Origin of the sequence: Mycobacterium sp. Marseille-P9652, from assembly GCF_902652685.1 — a bacterium.
Classification (GTDB): Bacteria; Actinomycetota; Actinomycetes; order Mycobacteriales; family Mycobacteriaceae; genus Mycobacterium.
Window position 1 is genome coordinate 1 of the sequence record NZ_CACRUY010000064.1, and the last position, 20,934, is coordinate 20,934.

General features: G+C 66.9%; 24 protein-coding genes. 16 read left to right on the forward strand and 8 right to left on the reverse strand.

Going from position 1 to position 20,934, the window contains the following annotated elements; genetic code table 11:
* Positions 1-724 precede the first annotated feature (724 nt).
* A complete protein-coding gene (locus tag GPY60_RS23185; protein WP_156690039.1) occupies positions 725-1,753 on the forward strand; it encodes a cutinase family protein in 1,029 nt (342 codons plus the stop codon).
* Between the two features lie 78 nt (positions 1,754-1,831).
* Here the strand turns inward: GPY60_RS23185 and GPY60_RS23190 are convergent, their stop codons facing one another.
* Positions 1,832-2,590, reverse strand: a complete 759-nt coding sequence (locus tag GPY60_RS23190; protein ID WP_156690064.1) for a class I SAM-dependent methyltransferase — start codon at positions 2,588-2,590, stop codon at positions 1,832-1,834.
* A 136-nt stretch (positions 2,591-2,726) separates the two neighbouring features.
* On the opposite strand from GPY60_RS23190, the gene GPY60_RS23195 reads away from it, so the two are divergent.
* From GPY60_RS23195 to GPY60_RS23210, 5 genes are all read left to right on the forward strand, one after another.
* Positions 2,727-3,518: a Stf0 family sulfotransferase gene (locus GPY60_RS23195; protein ID WP_156690040.1), complete on the forward strand. Its 792-nt coding sequence runs from the start codon at positions 2,727-2,729 to the stop codon at positions 3,516-3,518.
* 332 nt (positions 3,519-3,850) lie between these two features.
* Positions 3,851-4,234 (forward strand): DUF732 domain-containing protein, encoded by a 384-nt coding sequence (locus GPY60_RS23200; RefSeq protein WP_156690041.1) that lies wholly within the window; start codon positions 3,851-3,853, stop codon positions 4,232-4,234.
* A gap of 330 nt (positions 4,235-4,564) precedes the next feature.
* On the forward strand, positions 4,565-4,723 hold the full coding sequence (locus GPY60_RS26730) for a hypothetical protein (protein WP_197283798.1): 159 nt from the start codon (positions 4,565-4,567) through the stop codon (positions 4,721-4,723).
* Between the two features lie 221 nt (positions 4,724-4,944).
* A complete protein-coding gene (locus GPY60_RS23205; protein ID WP_304610744.1) occupies positions 4,945-5,724 on the forward strand; it encodes a 3-hydroxybutyrate dehydrogenase in 780 nt (259 codons plus the stop codon).
* A gap of 70 nt (positions 5,725-5,794) precedes the next feature.
* Entirely contained in the window at positions 5,795-6,895 is a 1,101-nt protein-coding gene (locus GPY60_RS23210; RefSeq protein WP_231639796.1) for an aldose epimerase family protein, read from the forward strand.
* 15 nt (positions 6,896-6,910) lie between these two features.
* Here GPY60_RS23210 and GPY60_RS23215 read toward each other — a convergent pair whose 3' ends face one another.
* Positions 6,911-7,492: a dihydrofolate reductase family protein gene (locus GPY60_RS23215; RefSeq protein ID WP_156690044.1), complete on the reverse strand. Its 582-nt coding sequence runs from the start codon at positions 7,490-7,492 to the stop codon at positions 6,911-6,913.
* A gap of 151 nt (positions 7,493-7,643) precedes the next feature.
* On the opposite strand from GPY60_RS23215, the gene GPY60_RS23220 reads away from it, so the two are divergent.
* Both GPY60_RS23220 and GPY60_RS23225 read left to right on the forward strand, forming a co-directional pair.
* Positions 7,644-8,459: an SDR family NAD(P)-dependent oxidoreductase gene (locus tag GPY60_RS23220; protein ID WP_156690045.1), complete on the forward strand. Its 816-nt coding sequence runs from the start codon at positions 7,644-7,646 to the stop codon at positions 8,457-8,459.
* A 34-nt stretch (positions 8,460-8,493) separates the two neighbouring features.
* Positions 8,494-8,976, forward strand: coding sequence for a pyridoxamine 5'-phosphate oxidase family protein (locus GPY60_RS23225; RefSeq protein ID WP_156690046.1), 483 nt, complete (start codon positions 8,494-8,496; stop codon positions 8,974-8,976).
* Between the two features lie 101 nt (positions 8,977-9,077).
* Here the strand turns inward: GPY60_RS23225 and GPY60_RS23230 are convergent, their stop codons facing one another.
* Both GPY60_RS23230 and GPY60_RS23235 read right to left on the reverse strand, forming a co-directional pair.
* On the reverse strand, positions 9,078-9,590 hold the full coding sequence (locus GPY60_RS23230; RefSeq protein ID WP_156690047.1) for a hypothetical protein: 513 nt from the start codon (positions 9,588-9,590) through the stop codon (positions 9,078-9,080).
* A gap of 53 nt (positions 9,591-9,643) precedes the next feature.
* Positions 9,644-10,132 (reverse strand): MarR family winged helix-turn-helix transcriptional regulator, encoded by a 489-nt coding sequence (locus GPY60_RS23235; protein WP_156690048.1) that lies wholly within the window; start codon positions 10,130-10,132, stop codon positions 9,644-9,646.
* 106 nt (positions 10,133-10,238) lie between these two features.
* Here GPY60_RS23235 and GPY60_RS23240 point away from each other — a divergent pair, with 106 nt between their 5' ends.
* The 4 genes from GPY60_RS23240 (at position 10,239) to GPY60_RS23255 (ending at position 15,594) form a co-directional block, all read left to right on the forward strand.
* Positions 10,239-10,775 carry a hypothetical protein gene (locus GPY60_RS23240; RefSeq protein ID WP_156690049.1) on the forward strand — a complete coding sequence of 179 codons (537 nt, stop codon included), beginning with the start codon at positions 10,239-10,241 and terminating at the stop codon, positions 10,773-10,775.
* 174 nt (positions 10,776-10,949) lie between these two features.
* Positions 10,950-12,587 carry a PPE family protein gene (locus tag GPY60_RS23245; protein WP_197283799.1) on the forward strand — a complete coding sequence of 546 codons (1,638 nt, stop codon included), beginning with the start codon at positions 10,950-10,952 and terminating at the stop codon, positions 12,585-12,587.
* 116 nt (positions 12,588-12,703) lie between these two features.
* Positions 12,704-15,274: a SpoIIE family protein phosphatase gene (locus tag GPY60_RS23250; RefSeq protein ID WP_156690050.1), complete on the forward strand. Its 2,571-nt coding sequence runs from the start codon at positions 12,704-12,706 to the stop codon at positions 15,272-15,274.
* Positions 15,274-15,594 carry an STAS domain-containing protein gene (locus GPY60_RS23255; protein WP_156690051.1) on the forward strand — a complete coding sequence of 107 codons (321 nt, stop codon included), beginning with the start codon at positions 15,274-15,276 and terminating at the stop codon, positions 15,592-15,594. Before GPY60_RS23250 ends, GPY60_RS23255 begins: the two co-directional genes overlap by 1 nt.
* 14 nt (positions 15,595-15,608) lie before the next feature.
* Here GPY60_RS23255 and GPY60_RS23260 read toward each other — a convergent pair whose 3' ends face one another.
* Positions 15,609-16,055 (reverse strand): DUF5994 family protein, encoded by a 447-nt coding sequence (locus tag GPY60_RS23260; protein WP_156690052.1) that lies wholly within the window; start codon positions 16,053-16,055, stop codon positions 15,609-15,611.
* Positions 16,056-16,363: 308 nt separating this feature from the next.
* Here GPY60_RS23260 and GPY60_RS23265 point away from each other — a divergent pair, with 308 nt between their 5' ends.
* The gene (locus tag GPY60_RS23265; RefSeq protein WP_156690053.1) at positions 16,364-16,597 is read left to right on the forward strand and encodes a hypothetical protein; all 234 of its coding nucleotides are present in this window, start codon (positions 16,364-16,366) and stop codon (positions 16,595-16,597) included.
* Between the two features lie 60 nt (positions 16,598-16,657).
* Here the strand turns inward: GPY60_RS23265 and GPY60_RS23270 are convergent, their stop codons facing one another.
* Together GPY60_RS23270 and GPY60_RS23275 are read right to left on the reverse strand one after the other, a co-directional pair.
* The gene (locus tag GPY60_RS23270; RefSeq protein WP_156690054.1) at positions 16,658-17,350 is read right to left on the reverse strand and encodes a glycoside hydrolase; all 693 of its coding nucleotides are present in this window, start codon (positions 17,348-17,350) and stop codon (positions 16,658-16,660) included.
* A 115-nt stretch (positions 17,351-17,465) separates the two neighbouring features.
* The gene (locus GPY60_RS23275) at positions 17,466-18,584 is read right to left on the reverse strand and encodes an LLM class flavin-dependent oxidoreductase (RefSeq protein WP_231639797.1); all 1,119 of its coding nucleotides are present in this window, start codon (positions 18,582-18,584) and stop codon (positions 17,466-17,468) included.
* Between the two features lie 232 nt (positions 18,585-18,816).
* Here GPY60_RS23275 and GPY60_RS23280 point away from each other — a divergent pair, with 232 nt between their 5' ends.
* The 3 genes from GPY60_RS23280 to GPY60_RS23290 are packed head-to-tail and all read left to right on the forward strand — an operon-like array spanning position 18,817 to position 20,420.
* Complete coding sequence (locus GPY60_RS23280; protein WP_156690055.1) at positions 18,817-19,122, forward strand: hypothetical protein; 306 nt, start codon at positions 18,817-18,819, stop codon at positions 19,120-19,122.
* On the forward strand, positions 19,122-19,931 hold the full coding sequence (locus tag GPY60_RS23285) for a 2-thiouracil desulfurase family protein (protein WP_156690056.1): 810 nt from the start codon (positions 19,122-19,124) through the stop codon (positions 19,929-19,931). The genes GPY60_RS23280 and GPY60_RS23285 overlap by 1 nt, the downstream gene beginning before the upstream one ends.
* A 15-nt stretch (positions 19,932-19,946) precedes the next feature.
* Positions 19,947-20,420, forward strand: coding sequence for a VOC family protein (locus GPY60_RS23290; RefSeq protein WP_156690057.1), 474 nt, complete (start codon positions 19,947-19,949; stop codon positions 20,418-20,420).
* Positions 20,421-20,430: 10 nt separating this feature from the next.
* Here GPY60_RS23290 and GPY60_RS23295 read toward each other — a convergent pair whose 3' ends face one another.
* Entirely contained in the window at positions 20,431-20,853 is a 423-nt protein-coding gene (locus GPY60_RS23295) for a DUF5313 domain-containing protein (protein WP_156690058.1), read from the reverse strand.
* Between the last annotated feature and the right edge of the window lie 81 nt (positions 20,854-20,934).

Below are 20,934 nucleotides of genomic sequence, written 5' to 3' on the forward strand. Positions count from 1 at the left end.
GGCCTTGGGTACGGTGGCGGCTTAGGCGGAGCCGGAGGCAGCCCAGGCGAGACCGGCGTCGGCCCGGGCGGGACCGGCGGCAACGCAGGCATCGGCGGGGGTGGCGGTGGCGGAGCCAACGTGTTGGTCAATGGAGGCAGCAGCGTCGGAGGTCGCGGCGGCGACGGCGGCGCCTAGCACCGACCGGCGCCGCGATAGCCGACGACGCGCCGCCGGGCGGGAATGATCCGGCCATGAACCCGCCTCGTTCCAGCCGCCTGAAGTTTGCGGGCAATCCCGGTCGCCGCGGACGTTCACTTAAGAACGCTGAGTGTCGGAAGCCGGCTATGCCGCACCAAACGTGTTGCCCCGCGGCCCTTTTCGCTAGCGCCGCGAGCGTTCGCAACGGTGTCAACTTATGAACACCCGCGGCGCGGGGCCGGCCGCCTGCTCAAGAAGGGGCAGCGGGGTATCTCCCTTCACACGCTCGGAGTCGTGCGTAGCCGTTGACCATGCTGGCCATTTCAGCCGCCGCGGCAGTCAGGGAGAGTCTTGTGGGCGCCGTTCAGCGTCGAAGAGTCATCACTCTGGAGGATTTGGCCAGCGTGCGGAGGGACAGGCGGCGCTCAACGATGAATAGTAACTGCACGTTTGATCCGCGGGTTGAGCGCCCCGGCTAAGCGCAGGTCAAACAGGGCTTTTGTTACGTCCCGGAGACAGGTAAAGTTTTGCCGGAGGGTTGGGTATGCGGTCGGAAAACGCCTCGGGCAGCGTGCAATCAGCGGGTCGCTGGGTCGGCCCGTTAGCTTCCGTACTGGTCGCCGCCGCCGGCCTTTTCGCGCCCAACACGACGTCGGTTGCCTCGGCCGAAAGCTGCCCCGATGCCGAAGTCGTCTTCGCGCGAGGCACTGGCGAGCCACCGGGTCTTGGTCGGGTCGGCGACGCATTCGTCGGCTCGCTGCGCGAGCAGACCGGCGGCTTGAACATCAGGACCTACGCGGTTAACTATCCCGCCGACACCCTGCAGCTGCATGGCGGAGACGGCGCCAATGACGCCATTTCCCACGTCAAATCCACGGTGTCGTCCTGCCCAAACACCAAGATCGTGCTGGGCGGATTTTCGCAAGGCGCGACCGTGATCGACATCGTTTCCGGCGTTCCCATCGGCGGCATCAACTGGGGCAATTTGCTACCGCCGGAGTACGCGAACAACGTCGCAGCGGTCGCTACTTTTGGCAACGTGGCCGACCGCGCAGGTGGATCGCTGCCCGTTCAGAGCGTCGCGTTCGGTTCCAAGGCGATCGATCTGTGCAACCCGAACGACCCGATTTGTCACGCAGGTCCCGGTAACGAGTGGAGGGGGCACAGCGAGGGCTACATCCCCGTGTACACCACTCAGGCAGCGGCTTTCGTTGCGTCCAAGCTTTTGGCTGGGACCGGCCAGGAGGTGCCCGGATTTGGGCCGTCGGTGCCTTGGTACGGCCCGTCGACACCGGGGTACGGCCCATCGATACCGGCGTACGGCCCGTCGACGCCGGGGTACGGCCCCTCGGCACCGGGGTATGGACCGTCGATGCCGGGGTACGGCCCGTCCGCACCGGGCTACGGACCGTCGACACCGGGCTACGGCCCGTCGACACCGGCGTACGGACCGTCGATGCCGGGGTACGGCCCGTCGACGCCGGGGTACGGCCCCCAGACGCCGGCGTACGGCCCGCCGATACACGGAGCCGATCCCTCGGGCGCGCCTGGCCCTCAAGGCCCGTTGGTCTAGGCGGGTCACTGACGCACTGGTCCGATCGCCAGAGTCAGGAAAACAATGGGCAGGGTTGTGGGCGCCGGCGGCGGCCGATCACTCGGGCTTACGGGCCTCAACGAGGAGCCGGGTCGAATGCGCGACGAACGGTCCCTCGCGCTCGATCTGTTCGTGAAGCTTCCGAAGCCGGTCCCGATACCGCTCCACAGTGAAGTCAGGCACCGTCCAAACCACTTTGCGCAGGAAGTAGACAACGGCGCCGATGTCGAAGAATTCGGCCCGCAGCCGCTCCATGCGCACATCCACGATCTGCAGGCCCGCGGCTTGTGCCTGCGCACGCACGGTGTCGGGATGCAACTCGGCCCATATCTCTAATTGCGGCGCGGTGAAGTACTCGACCAGCTCGCGCACCGTCGCGGGCCCGATGTGTTGTGCCAAGTAGGTGCCGCCCGGACGAAGCACTCGAAGGATTTCGGTCCACCACACGGAGATCGGATGACGCGTGGTCACGAGGTCGAACGCTTCGTCAGCGAACGGCAACGGTGGCTCATCTCGGGTCGCGACGACCACCACGCCGAGCGGATGTAAGCGTTTGGTTGCCAGGGCCGCGTTAGGGGGCCAGGTCTCGATGGCCGCCATGGTGGGTGGAAACGGTCCCGCGCCGGCCAGCACCTCCCCGCCTCCGGTGTGGATGTCCAGCGCGGTCGAGACCGTCGCCAAACGGTTGCTCAGCAACCGCTGGTAGCCCCAGGACGGCCTTTCCTCGGTCGCACGCCCGTCGAGCCAGGAGAAGTCCCAGCCGTCAACGCATACCGAATTGGCTTCGGCCACCAGATCATCGAATGTTCGAGACATAGAGTGCATCCTCGTCAAGTGTCGTCGAACGTCGTGGTAGCGATCGTAAGCCCGCTCGACACACTGGGGACAATACATAAAACTTCTCCAGTGGCGGCGTGCGAGCGTACGAGCAATCTCGGAGGGTTCGAAGGTTATGAGACATGCAAGTTATGTCATCGCCTCGACTCCTCGTTCGGGTAGCTCACTTCTGGCCGCGGGCCTCGTTGCAACAGGAGTTGCCGGCCGGCCCGAGGAGTACTTCACGCCCGACCACATCGGGGCCTACAAAGAAGATCTGAGACTGCCGGTGAATTGCTCATGGGGCGAATACCTGGCGAAGGTCATGGCGTTCGCGGCGACCGAGAATGGTGTTCGGGGCGTGAAAATTCATTGGCGGCATGTCGTTACGCTTGCGCAGGCCCTGGGAATGGTTGGCGATCCGGGAATCGTTCTCGAAAAACTCTTTCCGGCAGCGGTTTTCGTGAATATTGTGCGTGGCGATAAGCGCGCTCAGGCCCTATCGCTGTTTCGTGCCGAAACGACGGGCGAGTGGTTTCGTGCGCGGGGTTCGTCGAGAAGTGTGCGTCCGTGGGGGCTCTATATGGCCCGCCCTACACCCGGTGAGGCCGCCGCCGACCTCACCGGCGTCGCGCCGACGTACGAGCAGATTACGGAGATAGAACGCATCCTCGGGGCTGAACAAGCAGCATGGATCGATTACTTCACCACCCGGCGTCGCACCGTTTTGACGGTCCGGTACGAAGAGCTAGACGCCAATTATTCCGCGGAGATTGCGCGAGTTTTGCAATTCCTCGGTGCCGATCCCGCGCACGCCGCAGCTTTGCCCAAGCCCCCGCTCGAGCGTCAGTCCGACCATGTCACCGACAGGTGGCGGAGACTGATTGACCGAGAGCATCGCCATAAGTCGACGCCGAAAGGCTCGTGATCGCGCCCACGGGGCCCGCGTATTCGAGCAGCCGCCGCCTGAACGAAACGGTTCTTGCCGACCAGACTGCACCCCCTCGTTGTTCGGGGCCAAGGAAATTCAACCGAGGTCGGACGGGCGCGCAGGTGCTCGCAGGGTCAAATCCTGTCGACCCGGCCAACCCATACATCTTTTGAACTGCTGCGACCAGGTTAATTCTCAAGACGAGATGACAATCGCCTAGTAGCCAGAGCTCACTGCGGGAATTTCTTGAATCCCGATGCCGCTCACCTCGCAGGCGCATACGCTGCCATCGGTCTAGCAACGTCAGTGATTTGAGGGAGTTTGGGCGCATGCTCGTCCGCGCAGTTCTCATCGCAGCAGCGATCTTCGCCGGTGAATCGGTGGTTGCCGGGATCGGTTTCGCGGGGCCGGCCCGCGCGGACTCCGTTGACGATTCATTTCTCCAAGACCTCGATAACCACGGCGTTCAGTACGGCGACCCCGTGGACGCGATCCGCGTGGCCATGGTTGATGTGTGCGGTCGGCTGGACTCCCACCCTTGGGAATCAATCGGCGACGTTGTTTCCGGCGTGGCGACCAGCACCAGTTGGTCGAACGCCGACAGCGCTTATTTGACCGGGGCGGCTATCGCGGCCTACTGCCCGCAGTTCCAATCCGTCGTCAACGCACCTCCGACGGACGCGCCGAGCGTGCCCAACGTGCCGGTCGTCTAGGGATGGCGTTGCGGCGTGGTCCCCGAAAGCTCGCACACGTTTTGTGCCCGCGTTCGCTTCGGTCGTGTGGCCGCGAAACCATGACGGCCTCCCGATTACCCAGGTGCCGGGGGCGCCAGTGATGGTCGGGGAGAGGCACGGCGAGGCGGCCAGGCACGAATGCTCCGCCCCAGAAATATTTCTACAATGCTGGTAGTAAATACTGCCGAGAAGTAGCTACGATGCCACGTAGGACGCCATGTCACCCAACGTGGACGGCACCGAATGGGGAGGTTCGGGGGAGATGTTTTCACCTGCGTGCGTCGGCGCGCCTGCACTCAGCGCGATCTCATGACTGCCGACCCGCTGAGCCAACATCTGTACGATTTCGCCGTCGAGTTGCGTCGGTTGGCCTACACCATGCCTAGCGGGCATGAAAACCCGCTTATCCGCCTCAGCGAGCGGATGGTGCGTTTCGCCAGCGAACAGCCCGACGAGTCCCAGCGGTAGGCAGGTCTTGGCGCGGCTGACGCTCCCACACGGGTGACAATTCGACCAGCCGGCGATTGATCCTCGGTCTGGCGGCCAAGTCACCGATTCGCGGTCAATCGCCCTGCTTCCGATTTGGGCTGTCCGACAACGAATCTGACGGGTCACTTGACTCCCGTCGCCGCCTGTCTCAGAGTCCGGAGTGGCCCCGTACGGACGGCAGGGAGGGCAATCGTCGGATGATGAACGGGAAGTCGGTCGTCGTGACGGGCTCCACGTCGGGAATCGGCCTCGGTACCGCCCGCGCCTTCGCCGCCGAGGGGGCAAACGTGATGCTCAACGGCTTCGGCGACGCGAAAGCGGTCGAAGAACAGCGGCGCGGCATCGAGGAGGCGTTCGGCGTCACGGCGGCGTATTCGGCCGCCGACGTCACCAAGCCGGCCGAGGTCGCCGACATGATCTGCGCGGCGGAGGAAACATTCGGCGCCATCGATGTCCTCGTGAACAACGCGGGCATCCAGTACGTCGCCAACGTGGAGGACTTCCCACCCGAGCAATGGGATGCGGTGATCGCCACGAACCTGTCGGCCGTCTTCCACACCTGCCGATGCGCGGTGCCCGGGATGAAACGCCGGGGTTGGGGGCGCATCATCAACATCGCCTCGGCGCACGGCCTGGTGGCCAGCGCGGGGAAAGCTGCCTACGTCGCCGCCAAGCACGGCGTGGTGGGTCTCACCAAGGTCGTGGCCATCGAAACCGCCGAGCACGGAATCACCTGCAACGCGATCTGCCCCGGCTGGGTGATGACGCCGCTGGTGACGCAGCAGGTCCAGGCGCGCGCCGACGCGGTGGGGAAGCCGTTCGACGAGGCCAAGCAGGAGTTCGTCGCCGAGAAGCAGCCATTGGCGCGCTACACGAGCCCCGAGGACATTGGTGCCCTTGCGGTCTTCCTGGCCGGCGACGCGGCCGCCACCATCACCGGCTCCTCCTACTCGATCGACGGCGGATGGACCGCCCAGTGAGGCGGTGATGCGCGGCAAACGACCCCTGCGGCTGGTCGCGGCCGCCGCGTGCTTGGCAGCATGTAGCCACATGAGCACCGAGCCGAGGCCGCAGGGCCCTCCGTCGATCACCAGCGAGCCGTTCGGCCAGGTGAACGGAAGCCCCGTCAACCGCTACACGCTCGACAGCGGGCACGGCATGCGCGTGCGAATCCTCAACTACGGCGGCACTATTCAGTCGCTCGAAGTCCCCGATCGCACCGGTCACGCCGCCAACGTGGTCCTGGGCTTCGCAACCCTGGACGGCTACCTGAACAACACCGGACCCGGCAAGACCTACTTCGGAGCGATCATCGGCCGCTACGGCAACCGGATCGCCAAGGGATCTTTCCCGTTGAACGGCAACGAGTATCACGTGCCGACCAACAACAACGGCAACAGCCTGCACGGCGGCACCGCGGGCTTCGACACGAAGGTGTGGCAGGGCAACCAGCAAAGCGGCGGGGACAGCGTGTCCCTGCGTCTTCAATACGTCAGTCCCGCAGGCGAAATGGGCTATCCCGGCACACTGACGGCCACCGTCACCTACACGCTGGACCCGAAGAACCAACTCCGCATCGACTATCACGCCACCACCGACGCGCCCACCGTGGTCAACCTGACCAATCACAGCTACTTCAACCTGGCGGGCGAGGACGCGCTCGACGTCTACGACCAGAAGGTCACCATCCACGCCGACGGCTACACGCCCACCGACCCCACGCAAATTCCGACCGGCCAGATCACCCCGGTTCGGGGCACGCCGTTCGACTTCACCTCACCGACCGCGATCGGCGCGCGCATCACGGCGAACGACCCGCAGCTGTTGCTGGCCCACGGCTACGACCACAACTGGGTGATCAACCGTGGCGACAACGCCGGGATGGTGGAGGCCGCCAGGGCCGAGGATCCCCACACCGGGCGCACCCTGACCGTCTCCACCACCGAGCCGGGCGTGCAGTTCTACACGGCCAACTTCCTCGACGGGTCCCTGACCGGCACCAGCGGCCACGCCTACCGGCAGGGGGCGGGATTCACGATGGAGACCCAGCACTACCCGGATTCGCCCAATCACCCGAGCTTCCCGACCACCACCCTGGAGCCCGGCCGCGCCTATGACTCGACGACGGTGTTCGCCTTCGCGACCGAGTGACCACCGGCGCGGGAATCAGACGTGCAGGGTGGGCCGATAAACGAGTTCCTGGATCCTGCCATCGAGCGTTCGGCTCTCGATCAGCTCGAGGTCGAAGTCGGCCGCACCTGCGAAGATCCGGTCATCGCCGGTCTGACCGGTGATGACGGGAAAGAGCGTCACCTGGACTCGGTCGACCAACCCGGCCGCCATGAGCGCTCGGTTCATCGACAGGCTCCCGTGCGAGCGCAACGGAACCTCAGAGCTTTCCTTGACCCGGGCGATGATCTCCACGGCATCACCTCTCGCGACATCCGCGTCCGGCCACTCGAGCGGCCCTTCCAGGCTGGTCGACACAACGGTCGCCGGCAGCTCACGCATCCGGGTGACCCACGGATCGCGCACCTCGGACTCGTCGGTACCCTCGGCCCACATTCGAGCGAACATCCGATATGTATTGGCGCCAAACACCATTCGCTGCGCACCGCCGTACAGCCCGAGGCGGCGGTCGAGCAGCTCGGGGCCTTGCTTGCCCCAGTAGCCGCCCCAGTCGCCGCCGCTGACGCCCCCGAATCCGTCGAGGCTCGAAAAGACGTCGAAGGTGTAGGTAGCGGTCATGGACTCTCCTCGCCGGTGATTGATGGCCTATCGGGAATGCAGACCGGCAACCGCGGCGGAACTCATCTCGAAGACGATCGACCATCCCGTATTTTGCGGTAGAACGGAACGAGCTGAATCACTCGCCGAACGACCCTCGAAGGAGCCCGTTATGCAGTCCGTCAGGGGAACGAACGTCCTGGTCACCGGCGCTGCCATGGGCCTCGGCAAGCTCTTCGCCGCCAATGCCGTCAAGGAGGGCGCCGCCACGGTGGTCCTCTGGGACGCCAACGAGACCGCGCTGAAGGAGACCGCCGCGGAGTTGGAGGCGGCCGGCGGCAACGTCCGTGTCGAGACCGTCGACGTCACCTCGCAGGAGCGGGTGGCCGAGGCGGCCGAGCGCGTCCGCGCGGACGTCGGCACCATCCACGTGCTGTTCAACAACGCCGGCATCGTGCGCGGCAACGGCTATTTCTGGGAGAATAACCCGCGGGACTTCATGCTCACCATGGAGGTCAATTCCATCGGCCCCATGCTGGTGGCCCGGGAGTTTGTCCCGGCGATGATCGCGTCCAGCACGGAGTGCCGGCTGATCAACATCGCGTCCTCGGCCGGGCTGAACGCCATTCCCCGCATGGCCGCCTACGCCGCCTCGAAATGGGCGGCCATCGGATTCTCCGATTCCCTGCGGCTCGAGCTGGAACAGGCCGGCCACGACCACGTCAAAGTCACGACCGTCTGCCCGACGTACATCAACACGGGCATGTTCGAGGGCGCCAAGGGCATCCTGTTCACCCCGATGCTCGAGCAGGAGGACGTTGTCGATCGCACGTGGACGGCGATGCTCGTGGGCAAGCCGTTCGTCGTGATGCCGTGGACGTCGAAGTTGAACAAGGTGCTCTCCGCTGTGTTTCCCGTCCGGCTGCGTGACGTGTACCTCCGCCGGGTCGGCGTGTACAACTCCATGGACGAGTTCACGGGGCACTGAGAGCGAAATACGCTCAACCACAGGAGATGTCGCGATGAAAGCAGAAGAGCTGGCGCGCGAGCTCGACCATCCCGGCGCGCGGGAGCTCCTCTCCGGGTCCACGGCGCGGCTGGCCTACAACGGTCACGACGGCTTCCCCCGCGTCATCCCCGTGGGCTTCCTCTGGACCGGCGACCGCATCGTCGTCTCCACCGCACCAACGTCGCCGAAAGCCCGCGCGCTCGCGTCCCGCCCGCAAGTCGCGCTGACGATCGACGCCGGCTCCACGCCGGAAGAAGCCAGGGCCCTTCTGGTGCGCGGCATCGCCACACTGGAGACCGTCGACGGCGTCACCGACGAGTATCTCGAGGCCGCGCGTAGGTCAATGGATGGAGCCGAGCTCCCCGAGTTCGAGCGCAATGTGCGGGCGACGTATCCGCGGATGGTGCGGATCTCGATCGAACCGCGATGGGCCCGCTTCTACGACTTCGGCGCCGGGCGGTTGCCGGGCTTCCTGGCAGACCTCGCCAGCACGTAGCGCGTCTCCTGATCCGGTGGCGACATTGCTCCGACGGTGGCGGTTCGCGCCGAGGAGCGACCTCCACCGCAACCTCGGCGTGGGACGCCCCGACTCCATCCCTACAGATCGACCCCCTGATTCGGCGACCGGACGGGGCCGAAACTGCCGAACGACCAGCCGTCGACCTCGCCGAGCCGACCGCGCCACAGGGATCGCGTGACGGCGATCTGGCCGCCCACGACGGTCTGCGCGTGGCGAAAGTGAATGTGCCGCGGCAATTCCGCCGCCGCTTCGCCCGTCCGGCTGTCCTCGAGGCTTCTCTCCACCTTCTCCAACGCCGGCCGGTAGAACTTCGCAAAGCTCGCGGCGACCTCCGGATTCGCTTGTGCGCCCGACCTGTTCGGTTCGGTGAACTCCTCCACGAGCATCCGGTAGTACTGCGCGACCGAAATGAGCATCCCCGACACCACGCAGCCCTTCAGGTGCAGCGTCAGGCCGACCTCGGCGCCGTCCACGGCGTTGACGAACTGCACCAGGCGCACGAGCTCGGGATCGAACGGCGACGCGTCCTCATGTGCTATCGCGTCGTCATCGGTCCCGGTGGTGCGAGCGTGGCGGCCGCTTTCGGTCATACCCCCGATTTAAGCGGATTTCGGATGTGGCGCGGGGAGGCGCTTCGCGCCGCTCAGCGCGCGCGGGCTTTCCGCGACATCGCCGAGGGGGGCGGACGCTCCCTCATGTGGTCACGGACGCGGGCCATCACGTCACCGAGGGTGTCCACGTCCTCATCGGAAAGCGAGCCGTACAGCAAGTCGCGCACCACCTGGACGTGGCCCGGCAAGACCTTCGCCACGCGGGCGCGGCCGGCGTCGGTGATCTCGACGACGGTGGCGCGCTGGTCATCGGCGCTCGTCCGCCGGGTGATCAGGCCCGCCTCCTCGAGCAGCCCGGCCTGATGCGTCAGGCCGCTGCGGCTGTAGACCACCCCGTCGGCCAGGTCGGTCATGGTGAGCGGCCGGTCGGCGTCGGCCAGTTTGGCCAGGATCTCGAACTGCACGTAGCTGAGTCCGCCCTCCTCCTGCAGTTGCTGACGCACCGCGAACTGCAGCAGGCTGACCGCCTCGGTCAGGGCGAAGTAGGTGCGCATCTGCGCGGGTTTGAGCGAGTCGGCCACGCCCCGATGATAGTGCTTCGAACTCGAAGCACTGTCCGAACGGCTTGCCCTCGCGAAACCACGCCCTGCGTACCCTCGAAAGGGCACAGCACGAAAGGCACACGCGATGTTCGCAGCGTTCGGATTCGAGGCCCTCGGCGTCGTCATCGGCGACATGTACTTCGTCGACCCGCGCCCCCTGGCCGGCCAGGAGACACCCGAGCGGGGAGTCAGACTCGAACTCCGTGTCGTCGACCGGGGTGATCCCCGGGGATCGATCTACGCCGGCGTGCCGATCGCCTTCAACCGCCCGGTCTGGCGCGTGGACCTGTTCGGCTCCACCGAAAGCCCACCCGGCACGTTGGACCGGGCTCACCACCACCCCCGCTTCGACGGCTGGGAGCCCGGGCGCAGGAACTTCGTCCCGGAGCTGTCGGCCGACCCCGTCTCCTGGCTGGCCGGCCAGCTGGCCGATCCGGCCGCCGTGCTGGCCCGCGCGGGCGTCGACCCCGATGAGGTCAGCGAAGCCGACAAGGCCGGGCTCGCCGCGGCGGCCCCCGAGATCGTCGCCGTCGTCAAACGGATGCTCGACGGCGTGCGGGACGGCGACTTGGCACCGTCGCCCGCCGAACCGGTCGCCGCCGCCCGCACCGGCTGGCTGTGATCGAGCCTCCGGCAACCTCCGAAAACCCCCCGAAAACCCAATGCGCCGAGCGCTTTTCCGGCGTCCGGGTCGGCGACCGATAGGCAACCGCGAGGGAAACGTTCCTCAAAATCCCCCCACCATGTAGGTTCCTTGAGGAAGGCTGCTCAAGCGCTGATCGAGGGGAAGCGGTAAATGAGCTTTTCGGTGTTGCCGCCCGAAATCAATTCGCTGTTGCTTCTCGACGGCCCGGGTTCGGGGCCGTTGTTGGAGGCCGCGTCTGCCTGGGACGGGATCGTCAGTGAGTTGAGCTCCGCGGCGAGCGGGTACGGCTCCGTCACCTCCGACCTCACGGCCGCGGCCTGGCAGGGTCCGTCGTCGGCGTCGATGACGAACGCCGTCTCCCGTTACGTCGACTGGTTGGGCAACGCCGCCGCCCAGGCCGAGCAGTCGGCGGCCCAGGCCCGGGCGGCCGCCAGCGCCTACGAGGCCGCGCTCGCCACCATCGTCGACCCATCACTGGTGCAGGCCAATCGCGGTCAGCTGGTGTCGCTGGTGCTGTCAAACCTGTTCGGGCAGAACGCTCCTGCGATCGCGGCCGCCGAGGCCGAATACGAGCAGATGTGGGCCCACGACGTCGCCGTGATGAGCGGCTACCACGCGAGCGCGTCGGCAACAGTCGCGCACCTGGGGCAGTGGGAGCTGGCGCTGGAGAACCTGCCCGGCCTGCCGGGTGGGGCCGCCGCCGCCGCCACGAACGGCTTCGCCCTCATCGAGCAGGAGATCCAGCAGACCACCACGGCGTTGACCACCGGCTTCACCGGGGTGGCCAACAACATCTTCATCAACATCTTCGGGCAGCCGGCCACTCCGTTCAGCGCACTGACCGGCGGCACCTACAACGGCACACCGTCGTTGGCGACCCGCATCGAAGAGGCCGCGCTCTTGCCGGTCAAGCCCCTCCTCACTTTCTCCGGCCTGGAACCCACCCTGTCGAATCCGACCAATCCGCTGCTGCAGTTCTTGGCCAGCGACGCGCCGCCACTGTCGTGGGTTCTCGGCAACGAGCCGCCACCGTTCCTGAACCTGCTGCTCGGGGAGACGGTCTCATACACCAACTACCAGGGAATGAACGTCGTCCAGATCACGCCGGCCCACCCCACCGGCGACGTTGTCGTGGCCATCCACGGCGGCGCGTTCATCCTGCCGCCCTCGATCTTCCACTGGATCGACTACTCGGTGACGGCCTACCAGACCGGCGCGACGTTCGAGGTGCCGATCTATCCGCTGCTGCAGCAGGGGGGGACCGCCGGCACGGTCGTGCCCCTGATGGCCAGCTACATCAATTCGGTCGTCACTCAGCCCGGGGCGCCCCACGTCAGCGTCATCGGTGACTCCGCGGGCGGCAACCTCGCGCTGGCGGCCGCCGAGTACCTGGTGGGCCACGGTGGCCACCTGCCGGCGTCGATGGTGCTGCTGTCGCCGTGGCTGGACGTGTCGATGACCAACCCGAACATTCCGTTGGTGGCGGATCCGCTGCTGCCGGTCGGCCCCGCCCAAGACATCGGCCGAGCGTGGGCAGGCGCGCTGTCGGTGAAGGACCCCATGGTGAGTCCGCTGTACGGATCGCTCAATGGACTGCCGCCCACGTACGTCTACTCGGGCAACATGGACATCCTGTCGCCCGACACGCTCGTCCTCGAGCAGAAAGCCTTGACCGCCCACGTACCGATGAACTTCGTCCTCGCCGCGGGCCAGATTCACGACTGGGTCATCCTGACCCTGGACGGCCCGCAGTACTGGCCGCAGATCGATCAGGAACTCGGCATCTAGCGGAGGCCCCTGTTATCGGGTAGCCCGGCGCGAGTCGGCCTCGCGACGGGAGCACCCCCAGGCGATCGCGAGGTTCAAACGCCGGAAAACAGGGAAGTTACCGTTAGGTTTGTTTTATGGATGACGCTCGGGGGGAATCGGCGTTCACCTGGCAGGGCCGGCGCGAGCTGGTCAGCCGGGTGCACGAACAGCTCGACGACCTTGTGGCGGCCCGCGACCAGATGGAACAGCTGGTCCGGGTGATCGTCGAGATCGGTTCCGATCTGGACTTGGACGTGACGCTGCACCGGGTCGTCGACGGGGCGATGGAACTGACCGGCGCCCGCTACGGGGCCCTGGGCATCCGCGCACCCGACGGCACCCTTGCCTCGTTCATCCATGCGGGGATCGACGAAGCCACCGCGCGCGGGCTCGGCGAGTTGCCGGTGGGCGAGGGAATTCGCGTCAGCGACGTGAGTGCTCTTCCGACGACGATCGGGCTACACGCGCACGACCCGCCCATCCGGGCGCTCCTCGGCATACCGATCACGGTGCGATCGGCCGACTTCGGCAGCCTCTACCTCGCCGACGACCGCGGCGGCCGCCTGTTCTCCGACTCCCAGGAGGGCGCCGTCCGGGCACTGGCCACCGCGGCGGCCGCGGCCATCGACAACGCGCGGCTGTTCGAACGCGAACGCGAATCGGCGAAATGGACGAAGGCCAGCCGGGAAATCACGACCGCGCTCCTGTCCGGCGACCCGCAGACGGGACCGCTGCAGCTCATCGTCAACCGGGCGCTGGAGCTGGCCGACGCCGAACAGGCCATCCTGCTCGTCCCGAGGGAGCCCGACGTGCCTGCCGGCGAGGTCGACACGCTCGTGGTGGCGGCGACGGCGGGCCGGTACGCCTCGCAGGTGATCGGCCAGCAGGTCCCGATGGGCGCCTCCACCACCGGCGGCGTCGCGCGCCGCGGGCAACCCGTCATCACCGACTCCTTCCAATACCCCATCGAGGGATTCACCGACGTCGGGGAGCGGTCGGCGATCGTCATGCCGCTGATCGCCGACGACGCCGTGCTCGGAGTCATCGCCGTCGCGCGCCACCCCCAGCAACCGCCGTTCGGCAACGATTACCTCGAGCTCGTCAGTGACTTCGCCCGGCACGCCGCCATCGCTCTGGCACTGGCGGCGGGCCGCGAACACGCGCTTAATCAGGAACTCGCCCAGGCCGATTCGGTCGACGACGCGATCCACGCCGCGGCGGAGGAGCTGCGCCGGCTCTGGCGGGCGCGCCGCGTACTTGCGGTCACGTTCCCGAATCACAACGCCGCCGCGGCAAGTACCGATGCCCCGCCGCACGTGGTCTCGGTCGGCGAGCCCGGCCAATGGGCCGACTTGCCGGCCACGGTGCGCGACATGCTGAACACCCTGCGCGAGGGCGACCTGCTCACACCGCACACCACCAAGCCGGGAACCGCGGGCATCGCCCTCCAGCACCCCGAGGGAGTCCTCGTCGTATGGATCGAGCTGGCCGAGCGACGACCGTTCACCCTCGAGGACCAGACACTGCTCACCGTGCTGGCCGGCCGCCTCGGCCAGGGCCTGCAGCGCGTGCACCAGGTCGACCAGCAGCGCGAAACCGCCCTGGCGCTGCAACACGCGATCCTCGGGCCCGCCCATCTCCCGAGCGGGTTCGCGGTGCGCTATCAGGCGGCCAGCCGGCCCCTGCAGGTGGGCGGTGACTGGTACGACGTCGTCGACCTCGAGGACGGGCGCATCGCGTTGATCGTCGGCGACTGCGTCGGCCACGGCCTTGCCGCCGCCACCGTCATGGGACAGCTGCGCAGCGCCTGCCGCGCGCTCCTGCTCGACCACCCAAGCCCCCGCGCCGCGCTGGCGGGGATGGACCGCTTCGCCGCGCGCCTGCCCGGGGCGCAGTGCACCACCGCCGTGTGCGCGGTGCTCGACCCCCGGACCGGCGAACTGACGTACTCCAGTGCCGGTCACCCGCCGCCCATCCTGGTCCATGCCGACGGCACTACCGAGATACTCGACGGCGGCCACACCATTCCGCTGGGGATACGGCCCGACTGGCCGCGCCCCGAGGCGAAGGTCGTCGTCCCGCCCCGCGCGACCCTGCTGCTCTACACCGACGGTCTGGTCGAACGTCGCCGCAGGCCGCTGGAGCAGGGGATCGACCGGGTCGCCGGCATGGTTCAGGACGGTCGCACCCTGAGCCTGGACGATCTCGCCAACGGGATCATGTCGCAGCTCGCGCCCGGTGGTGGCTATCAGGACGACGTCGCGCTGTTGATCTACCGCCACCCCGCGCCGCTGGAGATGGATTTCCCCGCCGACGTCAGCCAGCTGGCCCCCACCCGCGCCGCCCTGCGCGAGTGGTTGACCCAGGCCGCGGTCGATCCCGAGCAGACTCACGACGTGCTGATCGCCGCCGGGGAAGCCGTCGCCAACGCCATCGAGCACGGGCATCGCCACACCCCCGAGGGCATCATCAGCCTGCGCGCGACCGCCCTGGTGGACCGGGTGCAGATGACGATCACCGACACCGGCTCGTGGAAAACGCCCGACGCCGTTGAGAATTCGCGGCGCGGGCGGGGCATCACCCTCATGCGAGCGCTCATGCACGACGTCACGATCAAGCCCGAGACCGCCGGCACGACAGTTCACCTATCCGCGAGGATCACCTGATGCCCACATCGCTCACCCTGGACACCGCACGCCGCGACGACGGGGAACTTCTGCTGACGGCGGTCGGCGAGATCGACCTCAGCAACATCGACGCCTTCACCCAAGCCCTCGCCGCGGCGATCGCCGAGCGCGGCAGCGACGGCGGGCCGCTCACCGTGGACCTCAGCGCCGTGGAATACCTCGACAGCGCCGCCATCAACGTCCTGTTCACCCACGCCGACGACATCCGGGTGATCGCGAGTCCCCTCCTGATGCGCGTCTTCAACATCAGCGGGCTCACCGAACTGGCGACCATCGAAGCCGCGCCGCCCTTGGCCTGACGCGGCCTGCTCTCTCAAACGCAGCCGGCGGCGCGCTGCAGCCGGGCGGCCTGCACGATCGAGCCGGCGGTCAGGAACGCGGGCTTGCCGCGGTCGGCGGGGTCGATGGGCAGGTTCGCGGCGCGGCGCAGCACCATCAGCGCGAGGCCGCTATACGTCGCGTAGGGGATGATCAGCAGATTGATCTCCGCCTCGCGGCCGCGGAACGTCATGACGTGCTGGCGCTTGTGTTCCCATCCCGGCCAGTTGAAGTCGGGCGGTCGCTGCAGGGGTGGCCAATTGACGTTCATGGACTCGATTTCCCCGATGAGCGGGGTGAGGGCGGCAACCAGGCCCGGCAACTCGTTGGTGATGCGGTCGGCGCGCGGCCACCACGCGCCGTCGATGTCGCCGCCCAATTCGCGCGCCACACACAGCCGGACGGGGTTCTCCGGGCGCCGGCGCGTCAGCGGGTAAGTCATTGCGCCACAGTCTGTTCGGCAGCGATGACGACGGATGACAGAGGGTGGTCCACGATTCTTCTTTCACGCTCGGGCATCGCTTCGGCCGCGGGCGCGGGCGAGCGGAGGAATGACATTGCCCAAGGGTGTCGTGCGCGAAAACGCGGTGGACAACCGGTGACAACGAAACGGCTCGTTTTCGACGCTACGCCATCGGCGCCTCATGGGGCGCGTTTTACGAACGCGGCGTGGGATGTCCATCGGGCATTGGTCAACGGGAGGTCGCTGATACCGGTAGGCTGGCGTCAACAACGTGAGGATGGATTCAAGTGGCCATACAGAACTGGTGCGATGCACCGCAGATCCATCCATCGCAGATCAAGGTCGGTGACATCATCGGCACCCTGCGCCCCACGGAACGGCGTTTCACGGTCAAGCTGATCAGCGGCCCGCAGGCGACACCGCGACAGTGGACCTTCTTTGGGCGCGACGACAACGGCTTGCAGCACACGGGCACGTTCGGTGAGGACGAGATGGTCCCGAGGTACGCCAAGGCCTCGTGACGAGGTCCTAGCGCCGCCCCGATTCGATTGCCGCGCAGGTCTTTCCAGCGTGAGCGGCGATCACTCCCGCGGCGCCGGGTTCATCGAGCCGATGTAGTACGTCTCGTGGCCGGTGGGATACCCGCCGCCGTTCGTGGCGATGTGCACATGGTCGTAGTGGTTGGCGGTCTCGTTGCCCAAGTCGGCGGTCCAGCTCCCGGAGGTGGGGCCCAGGTAGATCTTCTGCCGCCAGATCACGTGGTTGATTCCCCATTTCTTCGCGTTCGCCAGCGCGTACCCGGCGATCTGGTTGCCCAGCTCGATGCCTTCGGGCGAGTCGTGATTGGGAATCATGACGTCGATCGCGAGGCCGTTCGGATGCCACGGCAACGCATCCTGACGGTACCCGCCGATCGTCTTGATCTGCGGGAACAGCAATTCGATCGAACGAGCCGCCCAGATGGTCTTGACCTGCAGCCCTTGCTCGGGGGCGATGCCGGCGGGCAGCGCGATCTGGAAGGGCTGGGCCGCGACAGGGGCGTTGGCCGCCAACTGATTTGCCTCGGCCGGGCTGGCGGTCGGCGGCGGGCCACTGGGCGGCGCCCCGGTTGGCGCGGGCGCCACGACGGCCGCCGGAGTCGGGTTTGCCGCCGCGGGTTGGACGTGCCGGGGATGCTCGGTGGCCTGGGCGTACAGCATGGCCGCCGAGAGGGCGACCGTGGCCGCGGCCGCCCACCACCGGCCCTTGCCCTCGGCTAACGCCTTCACGCGCACGAACAGCAGCTTAACGCCGAATGTGACGAATGTGGCTATGTTTTTCCGCTTTCACAGCATTGAAAACGGCGATGGCGGCAGATGACCGCGCCGGCATGTGGAGCGCCGTCTCCAACTATCGCGACGCGGTCCCGCGAAGCGATCGAGCGATTCGCCCGGTGGCCCACAGCCCGTACAGCGCCGCGCGCTTGGACACCAGACCCGAGACGGGCGCCAGAACCACATGGCGGAGCCCCGCGTCGCCGAAGGCCCGCAACTTGGCGACGACCTGCCGGGGCGTACCCCACAGCAACGGGCCTTCGGCGATCATCTCGACCGGCACGGCGGCGATGGCCTCGTCCAGGGTTGGGCGGTCGAAATTGCCGGGCACGAAGTCGACGAGCGGGTTGAAGTTCTCGCCGAAGGGATGAGTTCGTCCGTATTGCCGCCACAAGTCGTCCGGTGTCATCAACCCGAGCGCTCGGATCGCCTTCGTCTCCAGCATCGCCCGGGTTTCTCGCTCGGTCGCGCCGACGACCATGAATCGGTGGAGGGCGGGAGTGATGGCGCCGGGGTCACGTCCCGCGTCGGCGGCCGCGGTGCGCACCGACCGCAGCTTGGCCGAGTACTCGGAGGGGGACGCCACTGCGGTGGGATACCAGCCGTCCCCGTAGCGTCCGGTCAACCGCAGCATCCGGGGGCCGTGACCGGCGACCCAGATCTCCGGCTGCCTACCGGGCGCAGGCTTGAGATCCATCCTGGCGGCGTCGAGCCGATAGAACTTGCCGGAGAAGGTGATCGGTCCTTGCGCCGTGAGAGACATCCGAATGATCTGCAATGCCTCCTCCAGTCGCGCGACCGGCTCCGAGTGGTCGAGCCCATAGGGATCGAGATTCATCCGCTCACCGGCCCCGATCCCGAGGATGGGTGCGCGCTTGGTCAGGTACGACAGCGTGGTCACCGCTTGGGCGATCACCAGGGGATGGCGCCGGATCGGCTCGGTGACGCCGACGCCCAGCCGCATCCCGCCCACGCGGGGCGCCAGATAGCCGAAAAGCACCTGGTAGTCGAAGAACTCATGGGGCGTGGCCCGCTCGGCAGCCAACCAGGTCAACTCGGTGTCCCAGATGGCCGTCGGGAACACATTCTGGAAGTGGTCGATGACCATCACCGAATCCAGACGCATCGCACGTGCGGCGAGAATGAATGTCCTCAGGGCGCCCAGTGGCGGCTGCGTGCCGACCTGGAGTCCCACGGAAATCCCCGGATTCAGAACCACCGGTATGCGGCCTCTCCGAATTGACTGTGGCTCAAGCCAAGCCGTTGCCGGTGTCTTCCGCTAGTGCCGAAAGTCACCGGCGGCGAGATCGCCGAAAGTCGGCGTCGTTCCGCTGAGGACCGATCTCCCCAGCATTCGGGCCTTCGGGCCCTAGTGGCGGGTGAGGCCTTACCAGAGTCTGAGACTTTATCTAGTGAAGGGAGCGACCGTGAAACGCGAAGCGTGCAAGTTCCTCTCGGGGTCGTTCGCGGCGCTGGCCTGTGTCCACGTCGTGTACGCCGTTGCCATCGCGGCGGGAACCGTCAGCGCGCCGCTCCTCGTCGGGATCTCCTGGGGCGCCGCAAACATGGGCTCCGAGGCTGCCGCGTACATCATCGCGAGCGGGGCATTGGCGTACGTCGGCTGGGTTGCGAAACCCCGGAGGACGCTGGGGACGTCAAACATGCCACCTGCCGAGGGGCCCCGCGCCGAGGCGGTGGCCCGAGGGCAGGAGCCTCGTGCGGCGTCCCTCTGATGCCGAACAACGATGTGTCTGCCCGTGACGTGCTCGATCGGCTCCGCGACGAACGCGGCCGCCGCGTCGTCCTGGTTTCGCACTGCATGCTCAACGAGAACACTCGTTATGCGGGAGGGGCTACGCGGCCCGGCGCCATAGCCGAGGTTGTCGACGAACTCATCCGGGGCGGCTACGGAATTCATCAACTGCCCTGCCCCGAGCGGCTGGCGTGGGGCGGCGTGTTGAAGCGACACAGCTTGCGGCTCTACGACAGTCGAGGTGGACCGTTGTATCCGTTGCGTGGTCTTCTGTTGGCCGGCTTCCTGCTGTGGACCAAAGTCGTTTACAAGCGTCTGGCTCGACGGGTCGCGCGCGACGTGGCGGATTACCGGCGCGCCGGCTTTGCCGTCGCGGGCGTGGTCGGGGTGGGCGCGTCACCGTCGTGTGGAGTGACCACGACGCTCGACATGCGCCGTTCACTGGAGGTGGTCGCATCCTGCCCGGCAGCGAAATTGACCAGGGATGTCATGAACGATCAGGCCGTTCTCGGCTGCCGCCGCCCAGGCCAAGGGCTGTTCATCGCGGCGCTCGCCCGCGAGCTGAAGCGGCGCGGGCTCGAGGTGCCCGCCTTCGAGCACGACCTGGCCGCGGAACTGCGGGGCAAGCGGCAGACGCTGTTGGCCGGGTCGGCGCCGCGAACGCTCGGTACCAGCCCCACCGCCGCAGGCCGCCCGGGCGATCGCATACTGAAACGGCGTCGCAATCCGGTCGGCCGAAAGTCTGCCTGCCGGGCCGACGTTGAAGGCGCTGATCCCTTCCCCGAGTAAGCGAGGACTTCCGCCATGACCCAGCACCCGATCGGCGTCACCGGCTTCTCCCACATCTGCATCGCCGTATCGGATGCGGAGGCCTCGCTGCGGTTCTACCGCGACCTGCTCGGTCTCGACGTCTTCTTCGACGTCGAACTGGACGGCCCGCCGATGGAAGCCGTGACGGGGGAGGCCGGGGCGCGCGGCCGCATGATCGGCGGGATGCTGGGCGGAACCGTCGTCGAACTCCTGCAGTTCACCCACCGCAGCCTCGCCCGGCCATCCGGTCACACGCTCGGCTACACGAACATCTCGCTGAGCGTCCGCGACATCGACGCTGCCGCGGCCGCCGTCATCGCCGCGGGCTTCGAACCCGAGCAGCAACCCGTCGATATCGGCGGCGTGCGCATGTTCTTCGTCCGCGACCCCGACGGCACGCCGGTCGAATTCGTCGCCTACCCGAACGGCGGAACGACGTCGGCCCAAATGTGGGGCTACTCGGGCTGATTCGGGACCGTCAGAAGAACGGGTTCGAATTCGACTGCCACTCGGCGGATTTCGGCCGCTCCCCGTAGCGCCGGATGTAGTCCTCGTGCATCTTGGCGTCCTTCTCGCGACGGACTACGTCCACCAGGTTGGGGTCCAATCCGTGCTGGGCCAGCCGGTGCCTGCGCCACACCTTGTTCAAGGCGAGCGATACCAGCAGCGCCCAAATGTAGATGGGCACCGTCATCTCGGTGTGCACGTACAGCGACGCCGGCAGCAGCCAGAACGGGGCGAGCACAAAAATCGGGGGAATGGCAGCCATCAGCATGAAACGGCGCGTCGCGCCCTTCCCCGCCAAGTCGCGCGCCACCCAGTCCCGCATGCTGTCCGGGAGGGTGCGCAAGCCGTACGCGTACAGGATGTACTGCAAGACGTTCGGTCGTGCTGATGCCATGTCCGTCCTCTGATCCGGTGTCTATCACCATTTACCCACGATCGCGGGCCTCACCCAACGGCCATTGGTCACCAAAAGCCG